Annotated in this window: 17 protein-coding genes and 1 tRNA gene; 13 read left to right on the forward strand and 5 right to left on the reverse strand. The window is 72.3% G+C overall.

Going from position 1 to position 20,111, the window contains the following annotated elements:
- Genes WMF45_RS14000 through rodA form a run of 3 tightly spaced genes read left to right on the forward strand, consistent with a single transcriptional unit; the run spans nucleotide 1 to nucleotide 3,610 of the window.
- A complete protein-coding gene (locus WMF45_RS14000) occupies nucleotides 1-525 on the forward strand; it encodes a hypothetical protein (RefSeq protein ID WP_437717395.1) in 525 nt (174 codons plus the stop codon).
- Nucleotides 522-2,477, forward strand: a complete 1,956-nt coding sequence (gene mrdA, locus WMF45_RS14005; protein ID WP_437717396.1) for a penicillin-binding protein 2 — start codon at nucleotides 522-524, stop codon at nucleotides 2,475-2,477. The genes WMF45_RS14000 and mrdA overlap by 4 nt, the downstream gene beginning before the upstream one ends.
- Complete coding sequence (gene rodA, locus WMF45_RS14010; RefSeq protein WP_437717397.1) at nucleotides 2,474-3,610, forward strand: rod shape-determining protein RodA; 1,137 nt, start codon at nucleotides 2,474-2,476, stop codon at nucleotides 3,608-3,610. The genes mrdA and rodA overlap by 4 nt, the downstream gene beginning before the upstream one ends.
- A gap of 36 nt (nucleotides 3,611-3,646) precedes the next feature.
- Here the strand turns inward: rodA and WMF45_RS14015 are convergent, their stop codons facing one another.
- The 3 genes from WMF45_RS14015 to WMF45_RS14025 form a co-directional block, all read right to left on the reverse strand.
- Nucleotides 3,647-4,948, reverse strand: a complete 1,302-nt coding sequence (locus tag WMF45_RS14015) for a GTP-binding protein (RefSeq protein WP_437717398.1) — start codon at nucleotides 4,946-4,948, stop codon at nucleotides 3,647-3,649.
- A gap of 130 nt (nucleotides 4,949-5,078) precedes the next feature.
- The gene (locus WMF45_RS14020) at nucleotides 5,079-5,780 is read right to left on the reverse strand and encodes a PA14 domain-containing protein (protein WP_437717399.1); all 702 of its coding nucleotides are present in this window, start codon (nucleotides 5,778-5,780) and stop codon (nucleotides 5,079-5,081) included.
- A 93-nt stretch (nucleotides 5,781-5,873) separates the two neighbouring features.
- Nucleotides 5,874-6,878 (reverse strand): rhomboid family intramembrane serine protease, encoded by a 1,005-nt coding sequence (locus WMF45_RS14025; protein WP_437717400.1) that lies wholly within the window; start codon nucleotides 6,876-6,878, stop codon nucleotides 5,874-5,876.
- A gap of 172 nt (nucleotides 6,879-7,050) precedes the next feature.
- On the opposite strand from WMF45_RS14025, the gene WMF45_RS14030 reads away from it, so the two are divergent.
- The 10 genes from WMF45_RS14030 to WMF45_RS14075 all read left to right on the forward strand — a co-directional run bounded on the left by WMF45_RS14030 (nucleotide 7,051) and on the right by WMF45_RS14075 (nucleotide 18,736).
- On the forward strand, nucleotides 7,051-7,860 hold the full coding sequence (locus WMF45_RS14030; RefSeq protein WP_437717401.1) for an RNA polymerase sigma factor: 810 nt from the start codon (nucleotides 7,051-7,053) through the stop codon (nucleotides 7,858-7,860).
- Entirely contained in the window at nucleotides 7,857-8,711 is an 855-nt protein-coding gene (locus tag WMF45_RS14035) for a hypothetical protein (RefSeq protein WP_437717402.1), read from the forward strand. The genes WMF45_RS14030 and WMF45_RS14035 overlap by 4 nt, the downstream gene beginning before the upstream one ends.
- Nucleotides 8,711-9,313 (forward strand): hypothetical protein, encoded by a 603-nt coding sequence (locus tag WMF45_RS14040; RefSeq protein ID WP_437717403.1) that lies wholly within the window; start codon nucleotides 8,711-8,713, stop codon nucleotides 9,311-9,313. The genes WMF45_RS14035 and WMF45_RS14040 overlap by 1 nt, the downstream gene beginning before the upstream one ends.
- An 84-nt stretch (nucleotides 9,314-9,397) precedes the next feature.
- Nucleotides 9,398-11,251, forward strand: a complete 1,854-nt coding sequence (locus tag WMF45_RS14045; RefSeq protein ID WP_437717404.1) for a DnaJ domain-containing protein — start codon at nucleotides 9,398-9,400, stop codon at nucleotides 11,249-11,251.
- Between the two features lie 160 nt (nucleotides 11,252-11,411).
- Nucleotides 11,412-13,241, forward strand: coding sequence for a molecular chaperone DnaK (gene dnaK, locus WMF45_RS14050; RefSeq protein ID WP_012235052.1), 1,830 nt, complete (start codon nucleotides 11,412-11,414; stop codon nucleotides 13,239-13,241).
- A gap of 34 nt (nucleotides 13,242-13,275) precedes the next feature.
- Entirely contained in the window at nucleotides 13,276-14,610 is a 1,335-nt protein-coding gene (locus tag WMF45_RS14055; RefSeq protein WP_437717405.1) for a hypothetical protein, read from the forward strand.
- 106 nt (nucleotides 14,611-14,716) lie between these two features.
- Nucleotides 14,717-16,741: a M1 family metallopeptidase gene (locus WMF45_RS14060; RefSeq protein WP_437717406.1), complete on the forward strand. Its 2,025-nt coding sequence runs from the start codon at nucleotides 14,717-14,719 to the stop codon at nucleotides 16,739-16,741.
- On the forward strand, nucleotides 16,738-17,697 hold the full coding sequence (locus WMF45_RS14065; protein ID WP_437717407.1) for a hypothetical protein: 960 nt from the start codon (nucleotides 16,738-16,740) through the stop codon (nucleotides 17,695-17,697). Before WMF45_RS14060 ends, WMF45_RS14065 begins: the two co-directional genes overlap by 4 nt.
- Nucleotides 17,698-17,842: 145 nt before the next feature.
- Nucleotides 17,843-17,915: transfer RNA gene (locus WMF45_RS14070), tRNA-Phe, on the forward strand.
- Nucleotides 17,916-18,250: 335 nt separating this feature from the next.
- Nucleotides 18,251-18,736, forward strand: coding sequence for a response regulator (locus WMF45_RS14075; protein ID WP_437717408.1), 486 nt, complete (start codon nucleotides 18,251-18,253; stop codon nucleotides 18,734-18,736).
- A 224-nt stretch (nucleotides 18,737-18,960) separates the two neighbouring features.
- Here WMF45_RS14075 and WMF45_RS14080 read toward each other — a convergent pair whose 3' ends face one another.
- Together WMF45_RS14080 and WMF45_RS14085 are read right to left on the reverse strand one after the other, a co-directional pair.
- Entirely contained in the window at nucleotides 18,961-19,302 is a 342-nt protein-coding gene (locus tag WMF45_RS14080) for a hypothetical protein (protein ID WP_437717409.1), read from the reverse strand.
- A gap of 135 nt (nucleotides 19,303-19,437) precedes the next feature.
- Nucleotides 19,438-20,019: a hypothetical protein gene (locus WMF45_RS14085; protein WP_437717410.1), complete on the reverse strand. Its 582-nt coding sequence runs from the start codon at nucleotides 20,017-20,019 to the stop codon at nucleotides 19,438-19,440.
- Nucleotides 20,020-20,111: the final 92 nt, after the last annotated feature.

The following is a 20,111-nucleotide window of genomic DNA, read 5'->3' on the forward strand; positions in this document are numbered from 1 at the left end:
ATGAGAAACTCCGCGTTCCTGGCGATGGGGGCCGCCCTGTTGATCCTTCAGTCGAACCTGTTCCGGCTCATCGGCAAGCTGAACATCCCGGGCTCCACGCCGAGCCTGCTCCTGCCGCTCGTCGTGTTCATGGGGGTGCACGAGTACTCGATCGCGCGGGGCGCCGCGCTCGCGTTCCTGCTCGGGTACCTGCTCGATCTCTTCACCGGCGCGCCGGTCGGCCTGTTCACCTTCATCACCGTCGCGACCTTCGTCGTCTCGCGGGCGGCCGGCGTGCGGCTCTCGGCGCAGACGCTCCTCACGAAGATCGCGCTGGCCTTCGTCTTCGGCCTCGTCGAGGGGGTGCTCATCGTGATCCTCACCGCCATCTTCGGGGGCGACGCGGCGCGCACCCGCGCGCTCGCCCGGCTCGTCGCGCCGCACGCCGTCTCGACGGCGCTGTTCGCGCCGTTCGTCTTCCGGCTGGCGGAGCGCGTGCACCAGGCGACGATCAACGTCCCGCGGCCAGGGGAGAGCCCGCGGTGAGCCTGCTCGTCCAGCGCTCCGACGTGAGCGAGTTCCGCCGGCGCTTCCGGTGGATCGCGCTCGGCATGGCCGTCGGATTCATGGTGCTCCTCGGGCGCCTGTTCTACCTGCAGATCCTCGAGGTCGACGAGAACAAGGCCATCGCTCGCGAGAACATCGTTCGGCGCGTGACGCTCGCGACCACGCGCGGGATCATCCGGGACAAGAACGGCAAGGTGCTCGCGGCGAGCCGGCCGTCGTACAACGTCTACGTCGTCCCGCGGCGCCTCGACATGGAGACGATCTGGCCGAAGCTCGTCGAGTACCTCGGCATCGGGATCGAGGAGCGCGCGCGGCTGGAGGCGCTGATCACCTCGATCCGCGCCGACGAGGGCCCGCGAAAGAACCAGCAAATCCTGCTCAAAGAGGACATCTCGCGCGACGCCGTGGCGACCTTGGCGACGCACGACGCCGAGCTGCCGGGGGTCGACGTGGTGCCCGTCCCGGTGCGCTACTACCCGTACGAGGAGGTCGGCTCGCACGTCCTCGGCTACATGGCCGAGGTGGACGCCGAGCGGCTCGCGTCGCTCCGCAGCGTCGGGTACATCGAGGGCGATCGCATCGGCGTCACCGGCATCGAACGCGCGTGGGAGAGCTACCTGCGCGGCACGCGCGGCTGGGAGAAGGTGCTCGTCGACGCCAAGGGGCGGCGCAGGACGGGCGGCGACGGGATCATCGAGGAGCCGCGGCGGGTGGACCCGATCCCCGGCCGCGATCTCCGGCTGACGCTCGACGCCGACATCCAGAAGGCGATCGACAAGGCGATGCGCGGCGAGCTCGCCGGCGGCGTCGCGGTCATCGACGTGCGCACCGGGCGGATCCTCGGGTTGTACTCGAAGCCCGGCTACAACCCGAACGCGCTCTCCGGCGGCTCGGGGAAGCAGGTCATCCGCGACGCGTTCCGGAGGCTCTACTCGGATCCGCTGAAGCCCGCGCTCGACAAGACGCTGTCCGGGGCCTACCCCCCCGGCTCGACGTTCAAGCCGTTCACCGCGCTGGCGGCGCTCGAGAAGGGGCTCATCGATCCCCGCCAGTCCTCGCGGTGCCGGGGCGCGCTGACGTTCGGCAAGCGCACCTTCCGGTGCACGCACGTGCACGGGCCGGTCGCGATGCAGCAGGCGATCGCCGAGTCGTGCAACGTCTACTTCTACCGGCTCGCGGCGGAGTACGGCGTCGGCATGGACGTCATCGCGGAGATGGGCCAGCGCTACGGGCTCGGCGCGCGGACGGGGCTCGGCATCAACGCCGAGGCGGGGGGCAGGATGCCCACCCGGGCGTGGATGACGCTCCGGAACAAGGGCCAGTTCCGCCTCGGGTTCGGCCTGAACGCGGCGATCGGCCAGGGCGCGACGACGGTCACGGTGCTCCAGCTCGCGCTCGCGTACGCGGCGCTCGCGAACGGCGGCACGCTGTACCAGCCGCAGATCGTGCGGGCCGTCGAGACGAGCGCCGGCACGGTCGTCCAGGAGTTCACGCCGCGCGTGCGCCGCCAGATCGACATCCGGCCGGAGAACCTCTCCCTCGTGCACCGCGCGATGGTCGCCGGCGTGAACGAGGAGGGCGGCACGGCGTTCAAGGCGCGCGTCGCGGGCGTGGAGATGGCGGGCAAGACGGGGACGGCGCAGGTCTCGCACCGGCTCACCCGCGGCGTCGAGGCCGAGCGGGTCTGGTACTTCAACCGCGAGCACGCCTGGTTCGCCGGCTACGCGCCGACGCGCTCGCCCGAGGTCGCCGTGGTCGTGCTCGTCGAGCACGGCGGCACGGGCGGCAAGCACGCGGCGCCGGTCGCCTTCGAGGTGGTCCGCGCGTACCAGGAGCTCGCGAAGGAGCGCCGCGGCGGCCCGAGCGAGGGGCCGCGCGCGGGCAAGAGCAGCGCGGGCCGCGCGCCCGCCGCGTCGGGGCGCACGCCATGATCCGGGGTGACTCTCTCTCTGCGCGCGATCGCGATCATTTCGACTGGCCGCTCTTCATCGCCGCGGTGGCCATCGCGGTGCTCGGCGTCGTCAACCTCTACAGCGCGACGAGCGTCTACTCCGGCGCGCGCGCGGAGCTCTACATCAGCCAGGTGTACTGGCTGTTCATGGGCGGCATCATCGGCGGCGTGCTGATCGCGCTCGACTACCGGCACCTCGAGCGCCTCGGCTACGTGCTCTACACGTTCGGCGTCTTCTCGCTGGCGCTCGTCTTCGTGCTCGCGCGCGACGTGCGCGGCTCCGCCCGGTGGATCGAGTTCGGCGCGTTCCGGTTCCAGCCCAGCGAGTTCATGAAGGTGTTCCTGGTCATCGCGCTGGCGAAGTTCCTGCACGACGATCCGCGCAACGAGGGCCGCACCCTCCGCGATCTGGCGATCCCGGCGGCGTTGACGGCGGTCCCTGCGCTCCTCGTGCTCAAGCAGCCCGATCTGGGGACGGCGCTCATCCTCGTGTTCGTCTTCCTGACGATCGCGGCGGTCACGCGCGTGCGGTGGAGGAGCGCCGCGCTGTTCGTCGTGTCCATCGCGGTGGCGATCCCGATCATCTGGGAGTACGTGCTGCTCGACTACCAGCGCGCGCGCGTGCTCGTGTTCCTCAACCCCGAGGAGGATCTCCTGCACCGCGGCTGGCACGCCCACCACTCGCGCGTCGCGATCGGCAACGGCGGTCTGTTCGGCAGCGGGTACCTGCGGGGCACCCAGAACCAGTTCCTCTTCCTGCCGGATCAGTTCACGGACTTCCCGTTCCCTGTCTTCGCCGAGGAATGGGGGTTCGTCGGGTGCATCGTCCTCGTGTGCCTCTACGCGTTCCTCGTCGTGTGGGGGATCCGCATCGCGTCGATGGCGAAGGATCGCTTCGGCGCGGTGCTCGGCGTCGGCTGCGCGGCGATCATCTTCTGGCACGCGGTCATCAACCTCGGCATGACGTCGGGCGTGCTGCCCGTCGTCGGTGTCACGCTGCCCCTGTTCTCGTACGGCGGATCGAGCGTGACCACGGTGATGGTGGCGATCTCGCTCCTCATGAGCGTGTCGATGCGCCGCTACTCCGGCGTCGCCTCGCTCGACCGGCTCTGAGGGCGCGGCGGGCGCGCTCCCGCCGTAGGGACCGCGTCAGATCGCGCTTTCGGCGAGCCGCGCCTCGAGGACGAACGCGAAGGCCTTGAGCGCGTCACGCTCGGTGATCTCGCCGCCCGCGCGCGCCCTGCGGACCACGGCACGAAAGCCGAGGTAGCGGCGCCCGTCCAGGCCGAGCAGCGCTGGCACCGTCGCTGGATCGCGCGCCGTGCCGCTCGAGCCCGCGAGCTCCGCCGCTTTGTCGAAGATCCCAGCGACGAGCGCGTCGCATCGCTCGAGCGCGAGGGCATACCGCTCCGCGGCGATCGTCGCCTCGATCTCCGCGATCGCCTCCCGCTCGGCGGTCGGCCAGAGCGCGACGAACGAGAGGGCCGGCTGGGCGAGGTGCCTCGTCGCCGCGGACGGGCCGTCCGCGCGCGCGGTCGCCGGGGCGTCCGCCGGCGCGGCTAGCCTCCGGGCGGCGAGCCGCAGCGACGGCGGGAGCCCGCGGCTCACCGGATCCCTGACGCCGGCGCTGCGCGGCGCGAGCTCGCCGCCAGGTGATGCGGCCACGCCGGGCGCGGCCGCACCCTCGCTCGGATCGCCGATCGTCGAGTCCGGTGGCATCGTCGACCACGGCTTGCTGGGCGGCGCGAGCCGCGAGATCACCGCGTCGAGCGGCGCCGACGGCGGCGGCGACGCGTCGCGCAGCGCGGTGGCGAGCCCGCCCTCGATCGCGTCGAACCCGCCCAGACCGCGCCCCATCGCGTCGGGCAGGCGGCTCTCGAAGGCGCGCAGGACAGCGGCGCTGATCTCCTCGAGCCCCTCGTAGAGGCCGAGCCCCGTCTTCGCCGACGTGGCCAGCGAGAAGACGCGGGACGGGTTCAACATCGCGTCGAGCTCCGAGAGCGGCAGCAAGTCGGGCAAATCGCGCTTGTTGTGCTGGAAAATGTGCGGGAGGTGCTCCAGCGCCCGCCCCTGCTCGGCGAGGTTCTCGCGCAGGTTCTCCATGCTCTCCATGTTGGCGTCGGCGCGAACGGCCTGCGAATCGCTGACGAACACGATCCCGTCGGCCCCCGTGAGCACCAGCTTTCGGGTCGCGTTGAAATAGACCTGCCCTGGCACCGTGAAGAGCTGGAGCCTCACGTTCATCCCGCGCAGCTGCGGGAGCCGGACCGGCAAGAAGTCGAAGTAGAGCGTTCGATCGACCGGCGTCGCGAGGGAGACGAGCTTGCCGCGGTACTCGGGCTTCGCCGTGGCGTGCAAGTACTCCAGCGTGGTCGTCTTGCCGCCCAGACCGGGCCCGTAATAGACGATCTTGAAGACGAGCTCGCGCGACAGTGGGTTCACCGACGCCATGGGCGGCGGCGACGATACACGAAAAGGCGAACGAGGGCGCCGCGGTGTGCGCGGGCACATGAAAACCGGCCGCGCGCCCCGCGTGCCCGCCAGGGCGGGGTGCGGCAGGGGCGGCCGGCGCGGCGCGCCGTCAGCGGAGGCCGACCAGCGGCTCGAACTTGTCCTTCTGGCCGATCTGGAGCATGAGCGCGACCTGGCCCCGCTGCGCCTGGAAGTAGTCGAGCCGCAGCCGGTGCGTCCCCTCCGTGAGGCGGGCCTCGCCGTCCACGGTCTTCGCGCTGTGGACTCCGTCGTTCGCGACCACGCGCTTGTCGTCGATGTAGAGGACCGCGCCGTCGTCCGAGGTGAGCCTGAGCTGGAACACGCCTTCCTGGGGCGCCTTGAACTCGCCCTCGAACCGGATCGCGAACCACTCGTTCTGCGCGAGCGCGCCCGGGAAGCCGCCGGTGAAGTCCTGCGACTTCACCTCGAACTTGTCCGTGAACAGCACGGCGAACGGCACGAGCCCGTCGAAGGTCGGGAGCTTCTGGGTGTTCTCGGGGATCACGTACGCGAGCCCCCGGAAGGCACCGCCCTCCCCGTTGCCGAACGCGTTCGGGGCGGTGAGGCGCGGCGCGTTGTTCGTGGGCAGGCGCCACTTCGGGGCCCTGCGCCGCTCGGGCTCCGGGTCGGGCTTGGCCGGCTTGCGCGATCGGGAGGCCTTCTTGGCGGGCGGCGGGGGCGGCGGCGAGGCCTCTGCCGGCGTGTTGCCGCTCTGGATGGTGACATGGCAGCCGCTGAGGAGAGACGCGGCAAGCACGCACGAGGCGATGTGCGATGAGGTTCGGACCATGACGTCTCCTGAGAGGGAACGGACGGATTGGCCCGCCCCCACGTGAATGCGAGGATGGCGCTTAGACGTTCGAGCCGTGCGCCGCAATCAGCGTCACGTCGCGTCAGGCGCCCCCGGCACGAGCGAGCCCGCCGGTCGAGCCCCGAGCGCCACGAGCGTGTCCTCGGGAAACCCCTTGGCCTGGCCGTGCAGCGCGGGCCCGGGCGCCTCCTGCCGCGCGTTCCCGTCGAGCGACTCCACGGCGCGCCAGACCGGCGAGCGCTGGGCGAGCGCGAGCGCGGCAAGGCAGGCGAGCACGCTGGCGAGCGCGCCGGCGTTCATCACGCCCTCGTACCGGCCCCGCGCGGGGCCCGCGTAGCTCAGCCCGAGCAGCGCGCCGCTCACAAGGCCCCCGATGTGCGCGGCGTTGTTGATGCGGACGCCCGTGCTCGACGCGTTCACGACGAAGCCGAAGAGGACGATGTAGAACACGGCCTGGAGCGCGAGGTCCTTCCATCGCGGGTCGCGGCGGCGGAGCAGCCAGCCGAGCAGGAGGCCCATCACGCCGAACACGGCGCCGCTCGCGCCCGCGGTGCACACGACCTCGGGCTGCACGAAGAGGTTCCATGCGGCGCTCGCGCCGAAGCCGAACAGGCCCGTGAGCACGTACGCGATGGCGAACCGCGCCGAGCCGACGGCGGGCTCGGCGGCGCGGGCGAGCATGCCGAGCGTCACCATGTTCATGCCGAAGTGGAGGACGCCCATGTGGACGAAGACCGCGGAGAGCAGCCGGAACGGCTCGAAGGGCACGCCTGGCGCGAGGAGGAGCGCGCCGAAGCGGAGGTAGCTCGACGTGTCCCACGCCGAGAGGAGGCCGAGATCGCGCGAGTGCGCGGCCATCAGCTGGCCGACGAACACGAACGCCGTGAGCCCGCCCAGGATCTTGGTCGCGAGCAGGCTTCGCCCGTCGAGGCGCCCTCGGGTCGGCGCGGCGTGGGCAGGAGGCGCGAGGAGCGGCGCGCCGCAGCGGATGCAGCGGCTGAAGTCGCCGCCGTTGAGGGCGCCGCAGCGCGCGCAGTGCAGCGAGCGCCTCCGTTCGTCGGACGGCCCGGCCGTCACAGGGCGGTCCCGAAGCGCTGCCCGACGCCGGGGTGTGGGGGAGACCTGAACGCTGTATCGAGGGTCACCTGGGCTCCTTTCACGCCGGACGCCCGGCGTGGAGGCCCGCACAATGTGGCGGCTCCTGGCCGTAAGGTCCACGGGTTTGGCCCGTTGTCGAGGGGTGAATGCCGTGGTCCTCCCGCGCTCGGTTCCGCCTGTCGCTGGCGAGCCGCCGCGCGCCCTCCTCGCGGGGGGCGCGCGGCGGCTCGCCGGCGGCGCGCAGGCGCTCCAGGACCGCGGGGCGCGCCGGTCCGAGAGGGGCGCGAGGCGGACACCGGTGCGCTCCGTTCTGCGTCCGGGTATCGTCGCCGCTGTGACGGCGGTGGCAGCAGCGAGGCCCGATCTCGAGGCGGAGCGCCTGCTGTGCGAGCGCGCGGCGCAGGGCGATCGCCTCGCGCTCGGGCAGCTGCTCCGCAAATACGGGCCAGCGCTGTACCGCGCGGTGCTGTTGCCCCGCCTCGGCTCCGACGCGGCCGCGCAGGACGCTCTGGCCGAGACGTATGCGCGCGTGATCGAGCGGTTCTACCAGTTCCAGTGGCAGAGCTGCGGCATTTATCCGTGGCTCCGCGTCATCGCGCTGCGCATCGCGCTCGACATGCTCCGCGCGCGCCGCCGTGAGGCGCTCTTCGAGCCCGAGGATCTTCAGCGCGAGATCGACGCCGCGGAGACCGACCTCACCGCGCGTGGAGAGGCCGAGCTCTGCGAGAAGCGCGATCTCGCCGACGCGCGGGCGCGCGTCGAGGACGCGCTCGGGCGCCTCAACCCCCGTTACGCCGAGGCGATCCGGCTACGGGTGCTCGACGAGCGGCCCCGCGACGAGGTGGCCCTCGCGCTCGGGGTCAGCGTGGCGACGTTCGATGTCGTCCTGCACCGCGCCATGACCGCGCTGAAGAAGGCGCTCGCCGCGCCGCGCGCGGAGCGCAAGGACGGAGCGCGATGAAGCCGCGGCTGCCCTCGGATCCGCGCTCGCCGCCCGCCGGCGACGGGCCTCTGGAGCGCCGCGCCGGCGCGGATCGCGGCCGGCGGCTCGCGCTCGTCGTGCCCGGCCCGGAGCCCCTCGCGCCTGCGTCCGACGACGAGTTGCGCGCGGCGCGCGCGCTCGCGGAGGCGCTCGATCGCGGCGAGGTCCCGCTCGCGGACGCGCTCAGGGCGGCGGCCCGCCCGGCCGGGCTCGACAGGGCGGATCACGAGGCGCTGCTCGCGCGCGCGCTCGGCGACGAGGGCGCGCCGCCGACCAAGGTCGAGCTGCGCGCCGCCGAGCGCCTGCGGGAGGCGCTGGAGCCCCGCGCCGCTTCCGGCAGCGGGCCGGGGCGGGGCGGCGGCTCCGGCGGCGAGGGGGCGCTCGGCTCGCCTGACGCGCGCGACGAGCTCGCGGAGCTCGCCGTTGCGCTCCGGGCCGCGTGGCGTCCGGCGGCGCTCTCGGAGCTCCCGGGGCGCGCGCTCGTCGACCAGGCCTTCCGCGCCTCGCCCCCGCGCGGCCCCCGGCGCATCGCGCCGGTGACGATGGCGGCGCTCTCGACCCTCGCCGCGGCCGCGGCGGCCGTGGCGCTGATCGTCGGCCAGATCAGGGAAGAGCGCGCCTCCGTCGCGCGCGCGCCCGCGGGCGCTGCTCCTGCCGCGGCGCTCGCCGCGCGGCCCCTGCTGATCGAGGCGCGCTCGACCGCCGCGCTCTTCGATCCGGCCGCGCCCTTTCCGCGGGAGGGCGGTCAGACGGAGCGGATCGATCGCATCGCCGCCGCGCGCGCGTCCGATCTGCGCCAGAACCGCTACGCGGCGTGGGGGGTGCGCTGATGCGGGGCTCGCACCTCGTCGCCGTCTGCCTGGGGCTCTTCGCGGCGGCGCACCTCGGCTGCGCCCCGGGCGACGAGCGGGCGCGCGCTGCCGGGGGCCCGGGCGATCCGGCGTGCGCGTGCGCCCCCGCCCAGGTCGTCGATCCCACGCTCCTCGCCTTCCTCTCCAGGGCGCGCGCGGCGCACCATGCCGCCGACGTCGCGCTCGGTGCGGGCGATCGCGCCGCTGCGCTCCGCGCCCTGGAGGGGATCATCGCCGCGCCGAGGCCGCCGGGGGCGCCGCCGGAGGTCGCCGAGGTGACGGCGGATACCTACGCCCGGCTGGCGGAGCTCCGGAGCGAGGCCGGCGAGTTCGACGCCGCGGCCCGCGATATCGACGCGGGCCTCCGGTTGGCGCCGGCGCCTTCTCATTATCAGGGCCACCTCTACGAGGTCGCTGGCGTGGTCGAGGAGCGCCGCGCGAAGGCGCTCGAAGCGAAGGGGGATCGCGAGGCGGCGACGCAGGCCCGCGCGCGGGCGGTCGGGCTGCTGGAGCGGGCGATCTCGATCCAGGACCAGGTGATCACCGAGGCCCTGACGGGCCCCGGGGAAAAGCCGCGCTGAAGGGCGCGCTCGCCGTGGTCTGCAATTGCGACGGGCGCGCGTTCGTCGCTAGACTCGAGCGGGAGGGGGCCGCCGCTCGACCCGATGACGTTCCGTGTTCCAAGGCCGAAGCCCGGGTACGATCTCAAATCGCTCCCGCTGAAACCCGCGGAGGCGTTCCTCCTGTCCCGCATCGACGGCGTCCTGACGGATCGGGATCTGTCCTTGATCACGGGAATGTCGCACGGCGACACCGTCGAGGCGCTGCGCCGCTTGCGCGACCTCGGCGCGATCCTCCTTGACGGGGAGCCCTCCGGACAGCCGCCGCCGCGGGACGCCGCGCGGCGCGCGGCCGCGGTGGATCCGGAGAAGACGATGCCGTCCGGGTCCGAGGCCGCTCCGCTCGGCCGGGACGCGCTGCAGCAGATGGAGTCCCTGCCGCTCTACGATCCTGCCGAGCTCGACGAGCCGGTCGAGCTCGCCCCCGACAGGAAGCGGCGGATCCTCGACCTCTACTACCGCCTCGAGGATCTCAGCTATTACGCGCTGCTCGGCGTCGCGGATCAGGCCGACAAGAAGCAGATCAAGAGCGCCTACTACCAGCTCGCGCCGGAGTTCCATCCGGACACCTACTTCCGGAAGCAGCTCGGCTCCTACAAGCCGAAGATCGAGGCCATCTTCACGCGCATCACGCTGGCGCACGACACGCTGACGTCGAAGCAGCGGCGCGCCGAGTACGACGCGTACCTCGAGCAGACCCACAAGAACCGGACGATGGCGGCGCTGATCGAGCAGACGCCGCGCGACATCGCCACGATAACGACCGCCGTCGACGCCACGGTGCGCGCCGCCTTCGCCGATCCGCGCGACATGGGCGCGTCGCCCGGGCGTTATTCCTCCGAGCGCGCGCCCGCAGGGCAGGGCGCGTCCGCTGTGTCCTCCGGTGCCGCCGCGCCGGTTCAGCCGTCGCCGGCGCAGCCGTCCCCAGGAGGAGGCTCGCCCGACAACGGAGGCGCGCCGGCGCGGAGCGCAGCGCCGGCCTCGCCTGTCGCGCCTGCTCCCACCGCCAAGGACCGGCGTGAGACGTTCGCGCGCAAGCTCACGGGAGGATTGAGGCGCGCTCCGCCGGGGGCGCCCTCTGCGTCGGCGGCCGCTGCGTCCGGGGCGGCTACAGCGCCGGCCGCGGTGACCGCTGCGCCTCGGGTGGCCACCGCGCCGGCAGTTGCGACCGCTGCGCCTCGAGGGGCCACCGCGCCGTCCGCGGCGATCGCTGCGCCTCGAGCGGCCACCGCGCCGGCTGCCTCGGCAGGCGCCCCTGCGGCGCCGCCGAAGACCCCTTCCGGCGTGCGTTCGCCGGAGTCGATTCGGGCGGTCGAGGCGCTCAAGGCGCGGTACGAGAACGCCCGCAACGAGGCGCTCCGGAGCCAGATCGCGCGGTACTCCGACGTGGCTCGGGCCGCGCTCGATCGGAGCGAGTTCGCGAGCGCGGCCAACGCCTACCGGATCGCCGCGTCGCTGGCTCCGGAGGACGCCGAGCTCCAGACGGCGTCGGCCGAGGTGGAGCGCCTCGCGGCGGTGGCGCTGGCGGACGGGTACCTCAAGCAGGCCGAGTACGAGGCACAGAACGGCCGCTGGGTCGAGGCGGCGCTGAGCTACGTGAAGGTGTGCAACGGCCGCCCGGACGACGCCGGCGCGCACGAGCGGGTCGCGCACGCGACGCTCCACGCCGGGGAGAGCTCGCGGCGGGCGGTGGAGTTTGCGCGGCGGGCGGTGGAACTCGTGCCGACCTCCGTGGAGTACCGGATCACGCTCGCGCTGTCGTACGCGGCCGCGGGGCTCGCGAAGAGCGCGGCCGGCGAGCTCGAGCGCGCCGCCGAGCTCGCAGGGAACGATGGTAGGCTGCGCGGTCTCGTCGCGCAGGCGCGCGAGCAGGCCAAACAGCAGGGGAAGCAAGTCTAGCGCCGGCCCTTGCAGAAGGCGCGCCGGCCTCGGGCAGGCCCGGGGCGGCGCCTTCCGCATGGGCGGCGCACGATTGGCCCGCTCGGCTCCGCGAAACGGTCTAGCATCGTGGCCTCAGCGGCCGTTCGGGCCGAAGATCACAAGAGGAGCAGCGGCATCGATGGAGCGTGTCATCGGCATTGACCTTGGCACCACGAACTCGTGCGTTGCCATCGTCGAGGAGGGCGTCCCGACCGTCATCCCGAATCGCGGTGGGTACAAGACGACGCCGTCCATGGTCGCGATCACCGAGGCCGGCAAGCGGCTCTGCGGGCACATCGCGAAGCGGCAGGCGATCACCAACGCCGAGAACACGGTCTACGCCGCGAAGCGGCTGATCGGCCGGAAGTGGTCGTCCCCGCAGGTGAAGAACGCGATCCTGACCGCCTCGTACAAGATCGTCGAGGGGCCGCACGGCGACGTCCGCATCCAGCTGCGCGACAAGACGTACTCGGTCCCCGAGATCAGCGCGATGGTCCTCCAGGAGATGAAGCTGTTCGCGGAGGACTACCTCAACGAACCGGTCTCGAAGGCGGTCATCACGGTCCCCGCCTACTTCAACGACAACCAGCGGCAAGCGACGAAGGACGCGGGCCAGATCGCGGGGCTCGACGTCATCCGCATCGTCAACGAGCCGACGGCTGCAGCGCTCGCGTACGGGTTCGGCAAGAACGTCGAGAAGACGATCGCCGTCTTCGACCTCGGCGGCGGCACGTTCGACATCTCCGTGCTCGAGATCGGCGCGGGCGGGGTCTTCAAGGTCATCGCCACGGCGGGGGACACGTTCCTCGGCGGCGAGGACTTCGACGCGCGCGTCATCGACTGGCTTGTGCAGGGCTTCAAGGAGCAGCACGACGTCGATCTGCGGCAGGACCGGATGGCGCTCCAGCGGCTCAAGGACGCGGCCGAGAAGGCGAAGTGCGAGCTGTCCAGCGTCCTGGAGACCGAGATCAACCTGCCGTTCATCATCTCGAGTGCGCGGAACGAGGCGCTGCACCTCCAGCGGACGCTCTCGCGGGCCACGCTGCAGGAGCTGTGCGAGGACCTCGTCGAGCGGTGCATCGAGATCTGCAGCCAGACGCTCGAGGACGCGCGGCTCGACCGCGACGAGATCGAGGACGTCGTGCTCGTCGGCGGCATGACGCGCATGCCGAGGGTGCAGGAGGCCGTCCGCGACTTCTTCGAGCGCGAGCCGTGCAAGGGGGTGCACCCCGACGAGGTGGTCGCGCTCGGCGCGGCGGTGCAGGGCGCCGCGCTCGTGGACGAGACGAAGCAGATGATCCTGCTCGACGTCACGCCGCACGCGCTCGGCATCATGACGTTCGGGTCGAACTTCGAGGAGCTCATCCCGCAGAACACCACGGTGCCCACGAGCCGATCGAAGATCTTCACGACGAGCCGCGACAACCAGACCGCCGTCAAGATCCTGGTCATGCAAGGCGAGCACCAGAAGGCGACGGACAACGAGCTGCTCGGCGAGTTCATCCTCACCGGCCTGCGCCGTGCGCCGAAGGGGCAGGTCGAGATCGAGGTCACGTTCGAGATCAACAGCGACGGCATCGTCTCGGTGAGCGCGAAGGATCTGGAGACGGGCCAGCAGCAGTCGATCCAGGTCACCGCGTCGAGCGGCCTCACGAAGGAGGAGGTCGGCGAGATGATGGAGGCGGCGAAGGAGTACCTCGTCGATCGCCGCGCGAGCGACCAGTTCGAGGGCGTCCGGCAGGAGGCCGAGAAGCTCATCGCAGAGATCGAGCGGATGTTCCCGCAGGTCGAGCAGATCGTGGCGTCCAGCGACTTCGGCCGCGACGCCATCGGCAAGGCGCGCGGGATCGTGGAGCGCTCGCGTCAGGCCATCGGCCGGCGCGACGCTGCCGCGGTCAAGGAGCAGATGGAGGCGCTCTCGCGCACCCACCGGATGTTCAAGGGTGTCGTAGCCAGGCCACAGGGGTGAGGGATGGCCGCGATGAGGGAAGACGATGCGGTCGGTGCCGCCTGACTCCAAGACCCTGGACTCCTCCTGGGGGCTCGACGAGGTGGACGAGCTCGAGGACACCCAACCGGTCGCCTCGGAGGAGCTCCTCGCGCTCGCCGAGCTCGCCCGCGAGGAGAGGGGCTCACCCCGCATGGAAACCCCGCCCGCCGGCACGCCTCTGCAGCCGGACGGCGAGGGCAAGATCACGCTCCCGCCGCCGATCCCGGTCAGCGACTACGTGGCAAAGATGATGACCCGCCGCTCTCACTCGAGCTCCGAGATCACCGCCCAGCGGCACCGCCCTCCGGAGGCCTTTCCGCCGGAGGGGTATCCGCCCGTCCCGCCGCCGCGCAGGACGATCCCCTGGGAGCCGCCGCCCGGCTCCTCGTTCTCGGGCAAACACGGCGCTCCCGGCCGAGAGACCGCGAGGCTCGGCCTGGAGTGCGACGAGCCCGGGGTCCCGTCGCGGCCCGGCGGGCGGATGGGGTTCGGATCGCTCGACGCCGAGCGCGACTTCGGGTCGGAGCTCGACGACGATCTCCTGCGCGAGCCGAGCCCGTCGTACCCGCGCAGCTTCGGCGAGATCGACGTCTTCGGTGGCCCGCCGGTCGATGCGCGGGACGTCCACGTCCCCCCGGCGGCGAAGGGGCGCGTGCCTCGTCCGGACGACGGCGGGCCGCTGGGCATCGATTTCCGCCTCGATCTGGGGTTCGAGGAGCCGGGCCCTCCGATGGACGAGCCGCCGATCACGCCGCCGCCCGGCACGCTCCGTTACGGCCTGCTCGTGGAGGACGACGAGCCCGCGTTCCGCGGCGGGACGGGGGCGCTCGCCGGTTCGACCTCGTACAGGGTCTCGGGCGAGGCGCAGGGCGCGGCGCGCGCTCCGCGCCGATCCGAGACCGAGCGCGCGCCTGCGGCCGTCGCGAAGGCGGACAAGGGGGTTCATTCACGCGCGACCGAGCCCCAGCTGAGCGCCCAGGGGCCGCGGGAGCAGATGCAGCACCGGTTCGATCAGGGCGATTTCGGCGGTGCGCTCATCCTCGCGGAGGGCCTGCTCGAGGAGAACCCGAAGGACCGGATGGCGCGGCAGTACGCGGACAGCTGCGTCGAGACGCTCCGGCAGATGTACCAGTCGCGCCTCGGGGACGGCTCGCGGGTGCTGCGGCTCGCGGTGTCGCCGGATCAGCTCCGCTCGCTGAACCTCGATCACCGCGCGGGCTTTCTTCTCTCGTGCATCGACGGCTACAGCTCGATCGACGAGATCCTCGACGTGTCGGGCATGCAGTCGCTCGAGGCCTTGCGGCTCCTGTACGAGCTCGTGCAGGAGGGCATCGTCTGCAGCGTCTAGGCGCCGGCCTCGCCTGACGTCGCGGCGTCGCCTCATCGCTCCGAGCGGACCGCCGCGACCCCAGACCCGCCTTTCCGCGATGCCGCAAGCTCGCTAGGTTGCACCGGTGCGCACGGCTCTCCAGGCCGCTGTCGGTCTCCTCCTCGCGCTGCTCGCCGGCCGCATGGGCGCGTCGCTCCTCTCGACGGTCCAGCCGATCGAGCCCGACGCTCCGGCTTGGCGGTCGCCGGCCGCTCCCTCCGGCGCGAGCGCCGCGACGGCGCTGGCACATCCGGCGCCCGCGCCTCCGCCGGCCGCCGAGCTCGCCCACGCCGACCCGATCGCGAGCTACACGCTGCGCGCGAGCCTCGATCCGGCGGAGCACACGATGCACGGCGAGGGCACGCTGGTCTGGCGGAACGCGTCGCGCGAGCCGCAGCGCGAGCTGTTCGTCCACCTCTACCTGAACGCCTTCAAGGACCCGCGCACCGTGTTCCTCCGCTCGTCCATCGACGGCTTTCGCGGCGGCGAACTGCTCTATGATTACGGGCATATCCGGGTGACCCGCTTCGCGGTTCGCGAGATGGAAGGCGCGGACGTGTGGCCCCGCGGGAAGCCCACGACGCCCGGCGATCCCGACGACGAGACCGACATCCGGGTGGAGCTGCCGCGGGCCGTGGCGCCGGGCGAGGCGATCACGATCGATCTCGCGTGGGACGCGGACCTCCCATCGCTCGCGCTCAGGACGGGTCACCACGGGAGCTTCCACATGGTGGGGCAGTGGTTCCCGAAGATCGCGCGCCTCGAGCCCGACGGGCGCTGGGCGCACTTCCCTTACCACCGGCTCTCGGAGTTCTACGCCGACTTCGGGGCGTACGACGTGACGGTCGACGTCCCCGAGCGCTTCGCGGTCGGGGCGACCGGCCGGCTCGTGGAGGAGCGGCGGGCCGACGGGCGAGCGGTCCGCCGGTTCGTCCAGGAGGACGTGCACGACTTCGCGTTCGCCGCGTGGGACCGCTTCCGCGAGCTGCGCGCCACGACCGGCGACGGCGTCGCGATCCGGTGCCTCTTCCCCGAAGGGAGCGAGCGCGAGGCGGCGCTGGAGGTCGACCTGGTCCGGTTCGGCCTCGAGCGCTTCGGCGCGGCGTTCGGCCGCTACCCGTACGGGACGCTCACGATCGTGCACCCGCCGGAGGGCGCCGAGGAGGCGGGCGGCATGGAATATCCGACGCTCATCACGACCGGCGGCAGCTGGCTCTGGCCCGCCGTGGGCGTGCGCTTCGTCGAGGCGGTCACGGTGCACGAGCTCGCGCACCAGTGGTTCTACGGCCTCGTCGCGACGAACGAGCACCGCTACCCGTTCCTCGACGAGGGCCTCACCACCTACGCGGAAGCGGACGCGCTGCGCGCGCGCTACGGCGACGGCTCGTGGGCGCGCCTGCTCGGGCTCGAGATCGACCTCCGCGCGCAGTACCGCGCCGACGCGCTCACGTCGGGCCACAACGGCGCCGTCGCCCAGCCGGCCGCGGGCTTCGTCGACGGAAAGGACTATCTCGGGCTCGTGTACGGGAGGCCCGCGGTGCTCCTCGCGACCCTCGCCGGCGTGTACGGCGAGGACCTCGTGCAGCGCGCCGTCGGCCGCTACGCACGCGAGAACCGGTTCCGGCACCCCGGCCCCGAGGCGCTGCTCGACGCGGTGCGGCGGGAGGTGGGCGACGAGGCGGCCGAGGCTCTCCGAGCCGGGCTCTTCGAGCGCGCGTGGGTCGACTACACCGTCGAGGCGTTCGACGCATGGCCCGCGGACAGCGCGGCGCCCGCGGCGGCCGAGGCCGGGATCGAGGCGGCGGGCTACCGCGGTCGCGCCGTCGTGCGGCGCCGCGGCTCGCTCGTGCTCCCCGTCGACGTCGCGCTGCACGGCGAGGACGGGAGCGTGCAGCGGGCGCGGTGGGATGCGCGCGAGAGCACCGCCGCGATCCCTTACGCCGGCGCCTCTCCGCTCGCCGCGGTGGTGATCGACCCCGATCACCGGGTGCTGCTCGACGAGGACCTCGCGAACAACGCGCGCCGAGCGCGCCCCGACCTCCTCGCGCCCGGCGTGCTCTCGCGCGCGAGCTTCGCCGTGGGGCTCGCGCTCACGCTCCTCGGACCATGAGCGCGCCGGCGGAGCGGGGCGCGAGCGATCCGGGCTCGCAGGGGGCCGCGGTGGCCGAGCCCGGGCGCACGCGGCGCGCGGTGGGGCGCCCCGCCGCGCACGAGCGGCCAGCCGCGGTCGCGCTGTACTTCGGCTACCGGGCGCTCGCCTCGCTCGTGGTCGCGGCGCCGCTGTCCGTCTTCGTGGCCGAGATCGTCGGCGGATACCCGCGCGGCGACGCGATCCTCTTCGATCCCGGCGGCCTGATGCTCAGCGAGCTCGCGCGTCTCTCGGCGCACGCCGCCGCTGCCCTCGCCACGCAGCTCGGCCTGGGAACCCTGCTGGCCGCCGCGCTCGGGCTGCTCCCGCTCGCGGTGCTCCTCGCCGCGCTGAGCCAGAAGGGACCGCTCTCTGCGCAGGACCTGGGAGGCCGCGCGGCGCGCGCCCTGGGCCCGCTCGCGCTGCTCTGGGGCGTCGCGCTCGCGGCGCAGGTCGCCGCTGCGGCGCTCGTCCTGCTCCCCGGGACGAAGCTCTGCGCGGAGCTCCCGATCCTGCCGCGCGGCCGCGATCTTGCGGCGATTGCCGTCGCCGTCGTCGCGCTGGTACCGGTCGCGGCCATCGGCCTGCTCCACGATCTCGCGCGGGTCGCCGTGGTCGGCGAGCTGCGTGGCTTCTATACCGCCGTCTCCAGAGGGCTCGACGCGCTGCGTGGTGCTCCGCTCGCGGCCGTCTGGGCCTGTGCGTACCGGGGCGCCCTCGCGGTCGTCGCGCTCGCCGGCGGGGCGTGGGGCATGCACCTCGCCGGGGTCAGCTCCGGCCCGCGCGTCGCGGCCGCGTTCGCCGCGCAGCTCGCGGCGCTCGCCGCCGCGGCCTACCTGCGCGCCTCGTGGCTCGCGGCCGCCTTCCGGCTGCTCGATCGCTCCGCGAGCTGGCACGAGCACGACCAGCACATCGCGCCCGACGACACGGCCGGGTGATCGCTCCGCTCCGCGCCCGCCGCAGGCGGGCGGCCCACGGGGAGCGCGGCGGAGCGCAGAAGAAATCCTTGACATTCAGCTACATCCGCGTAACGTAGCCCGCCCGTGACCGACGCTTCCGGCGTAAGCGCGGGGCCCGCAGCAAGCCCAGGTAGCTCAGTTGGTAGAGCAGAGGATTGAAAATCCTCGTGTGGGCGGTTCGATTCCGTCCCTGGGCACTACCGTTCTCTTGCTTAGACCGGCGAGCAAACGCCGCCGTACCGTCCTCACACGCTAGCGTGAGCAGCCGTTCTGCACGGCGCAGCCGCTTGTCGTGGGTTCGCAGGTTTGCGAGTAACTCCTCCTCTCGCCAGCTGGCCTCGGCGGCTCGCTGCGGGTGAGCGCGCAGCGGTCTGTTCAGGAGTACTTTCGCGGGTTTGGCCACATCGGGTGACAGTGGAACTTGGTTCCGGTGCGGTAGCGATCCTGATAAGGTGACAGGGGGATCACTCGTTGCAACCTGAACACTCGGGAGGCGCCCCAGGGAACGGCGCCTCCTCATGGAGGCTCCCTCATGGCCGATCGTCGTGTCGACTCCTCGCGAAAGAGCTCTCCGGAAACGGCCTCCGCTTCCGACTCGGCGCCGCGGAGCCGGCCGTCCGCGCCAAGTAGCCAGGCCAGCGAGACCGCTCGAAAGAAGAAGATCCTCGTCGTCGACGACTCGCTGACTTCGCTGCTGTCACAGCAGCTGACGCTCGGGGTGGACGACTACGACATCGTCATCGCGCGCAACGGCAAGGAGGCCATCGCGAAGGCGATCGCGGAGCGCCCCGATCTCATCCTGATGGACGTCGTCATGCCGGCGATGGACGGCTTCCAGGCCTGCAGGTGGCTCCGCGCGTTCGATGCGACGAAGACCGTGCCGATCATCATGATGACGACGAGGAGCGATCAGACGAGCATCAAGATCGGCTTCGCGAACGGGTGTACCGACTACCTCATCAAGCCTTTCGACAGCAATATGCTGCTCACGAAGGTCCGCACCCACCTCGGCGAATAAGCGATCTCGCCCTCTCGGCGCGCGCCGGGCGCTGCTTCGATCGAACCCTGGCGACCGGAAAGGCCCTCCGCGCGCGGGAGCAGCTGGCAGGAAGATGCGACGGTAGGCGCCGCGCGAGGCCTGCCGCAACGCAACCGCGAGCGCACCTCGCGCGAGGTGCCCTGTCACGAGGGGCGCAGAGCAGCCACGCGGGCGCGCGTGACAGGTTCGGCGCCGGCCGTCGATCAGAAGAAGAACTGGGCCACGACGGCGGCGGACACGGGCAGTCCGGCGCACTCGCGCAGGTTCTCTATCACCGTGTTACACCCGGCGATGGCGACGTCTCTGCCGTCGCACACGAACTCATCGTCGATGCAGGAGATGGCCTCGTCGAACTGGTCCTCGCAGCCGTCGTACTCCGCGGATCTCTCGGCGTCCTCGAGGGCGTCCACGCACTCCACCTGGTCTCTTTCGCTGCACGAGCCAGTGCAATCGCACTTGTCGTCGCACAGGCCGGACAGCGAAGCACCACAGCCCGGAAGCATGGCGAGCGCGAGGGCGATCGTGAACGAGGGGGCGAGCTTCAAGGGGTATCCTCCGACCTGGACGCGCAGCGCGCGAGCTACGATGACGGTGGCCCTCTTATCGCGTCCGCGGAGGAGGCACAAGCCGCACGTGCGCCAGGGAGCTGGCCAGTGTGCGATACCGTCTCCCTCTCCCTCTCAGTTCCGCTGGCCCCGTCTCGCTCCTTCGGACTGCGCCGGCCAGAGCCGGCGAAAGCCGACGCCGAGGAGGGTGCCATCGTCGCGCCGCACCAGGCCGCCGAAGCGGCACTTCTCCACCAGCGTGCCTTCGGCGAGATCGCCGCCGTCTTGAAACCGGATGCGCTGGCCCTCGCTCAGGGCCGCGAAGACGCGCGCGTCGGCCGCGATGGCGATCAGCGACTCGGGCGCAGCGACGCGCAACGGCGTGAGGTCGACAGGGCGCGCTCGGTGAACAACGCCCCGGCGGGTCACGGGGTTCGCGAGGCCCAGGCCTCGCGCTTCGTCCGGGGTGGATGATGCCGTTGTGGTGGTGTCAATCCACACATCGACGGTGGTGCCACCCCTGTACAGGACCACGCCGGGGAGCGCCTTGCCCGTGGCGGTGGTCAACAGGACCAGCTCGCCCACGCCGGGCTCGGTCGACGCGCGCCCGCCGAGGCGCTCACGCACCGCGTCCACCGTGGGCGTGGCCGACGCAGGCGCCGTCGCGCGGTCGGCGCGGGCGAGGTGGAGCAGGGGGAGCGAGAACTTGCGCGTCATCGGCCCCAACCATTCTACGCGAACCGACGCGCCCTCGCCCGGGTGCGGCCCTGGAATCCGCGCCTGAAGCCGCCTGCGCGTCTCCCCTCAGG

This window comes from Sorangium sp. So ce448 (assembly GCF_051520915.1).
Lineage (GTDB): Bacteria > Myxococcota_A > Polyangia > Polyangiales > Polyangiaceae > Sorangium > Sorangium cellulosum_B.

Bases quoted from the DNA above. Each gene is read 5' to 3' on its own strand.
- WMF45_RS14000 (WP_437717395.1), top strand. From the start codon at position 1: ATGAGAAACTCCGCGTTCCTGGCGATGGGGGCCGCCCTGTTGATCCTT.
- rodA (WP_437717397.1), top strand. From the start codon at position 2,474: ATGATCCGGGGTGACTCTCTCTCTGCGCGCGATCGCGATCATTTCGAC.
- WMF45_RS14015 (WP_437717398.1), bottom strand. From the start codon at position 4,948: ATGGCGTCGGTGAACCCACTGTCGCGCGAGCTCGTCTTCAAGATCGTC.
- WMF45_RS14020 (WP_437717399.1), bottom strand. From the start codon at position 5,780: ATGGTCCGAACCTCATCGCACATCGCCTCGTGCGTGCTTGCCGCGTCT.
- WMF45_RS14035 (WP_437717402.1), top strand. From the start codon at position 7,857: ATGAAGCCGCGGCTGCCCTCGGATCCGCGCTCGCCGCCCGCCGGCGAC.
- WMF45_RS14040 (WP_437717403.1), top strand. From the start codon at position 8,711: ATGCGGGGCTCGCACCTCGTCGCCGTCTGCCTGGGGCTCTTCGCGGCG.
- WMF45_RS14045 (WP_437717404.1), top strand. From the start codon at position 9,398: ATGACGTTCCGTGTTCCAAGGCCGAAGCCCGGGTACGATCTCAAATCG.
- dnaK (WP_012235052.1), top strand. From the start codon at position 11,412: ATGGAGCGTGTCATCGGCATTGACCTTGGCACCACGAACTCGTGCGTT.
- WMF45_RS14065 (WP_437717407.1), top strand. From the start codon at position 16,738: ATGAGCGCGCCGGCGGAGCGGGGCGCGAGCGATCCGGGCTCGCAGGGG.
- WMF45_RS14075 (WP_437717408.1), top strand. From the start codon at position 18,251: ATGGCCGATCGTCGTGTCGACTCCTCGCGAAAGAGCTCTCCGGAAACG.
- WMF45_RS14085 (WP_437717410.1), bottom strand. From the start codon at position 20,019: ATGACGCGCAAGTTCTCGCTCCCCCTGCTCCACCTCGCCCGCGCCGAC.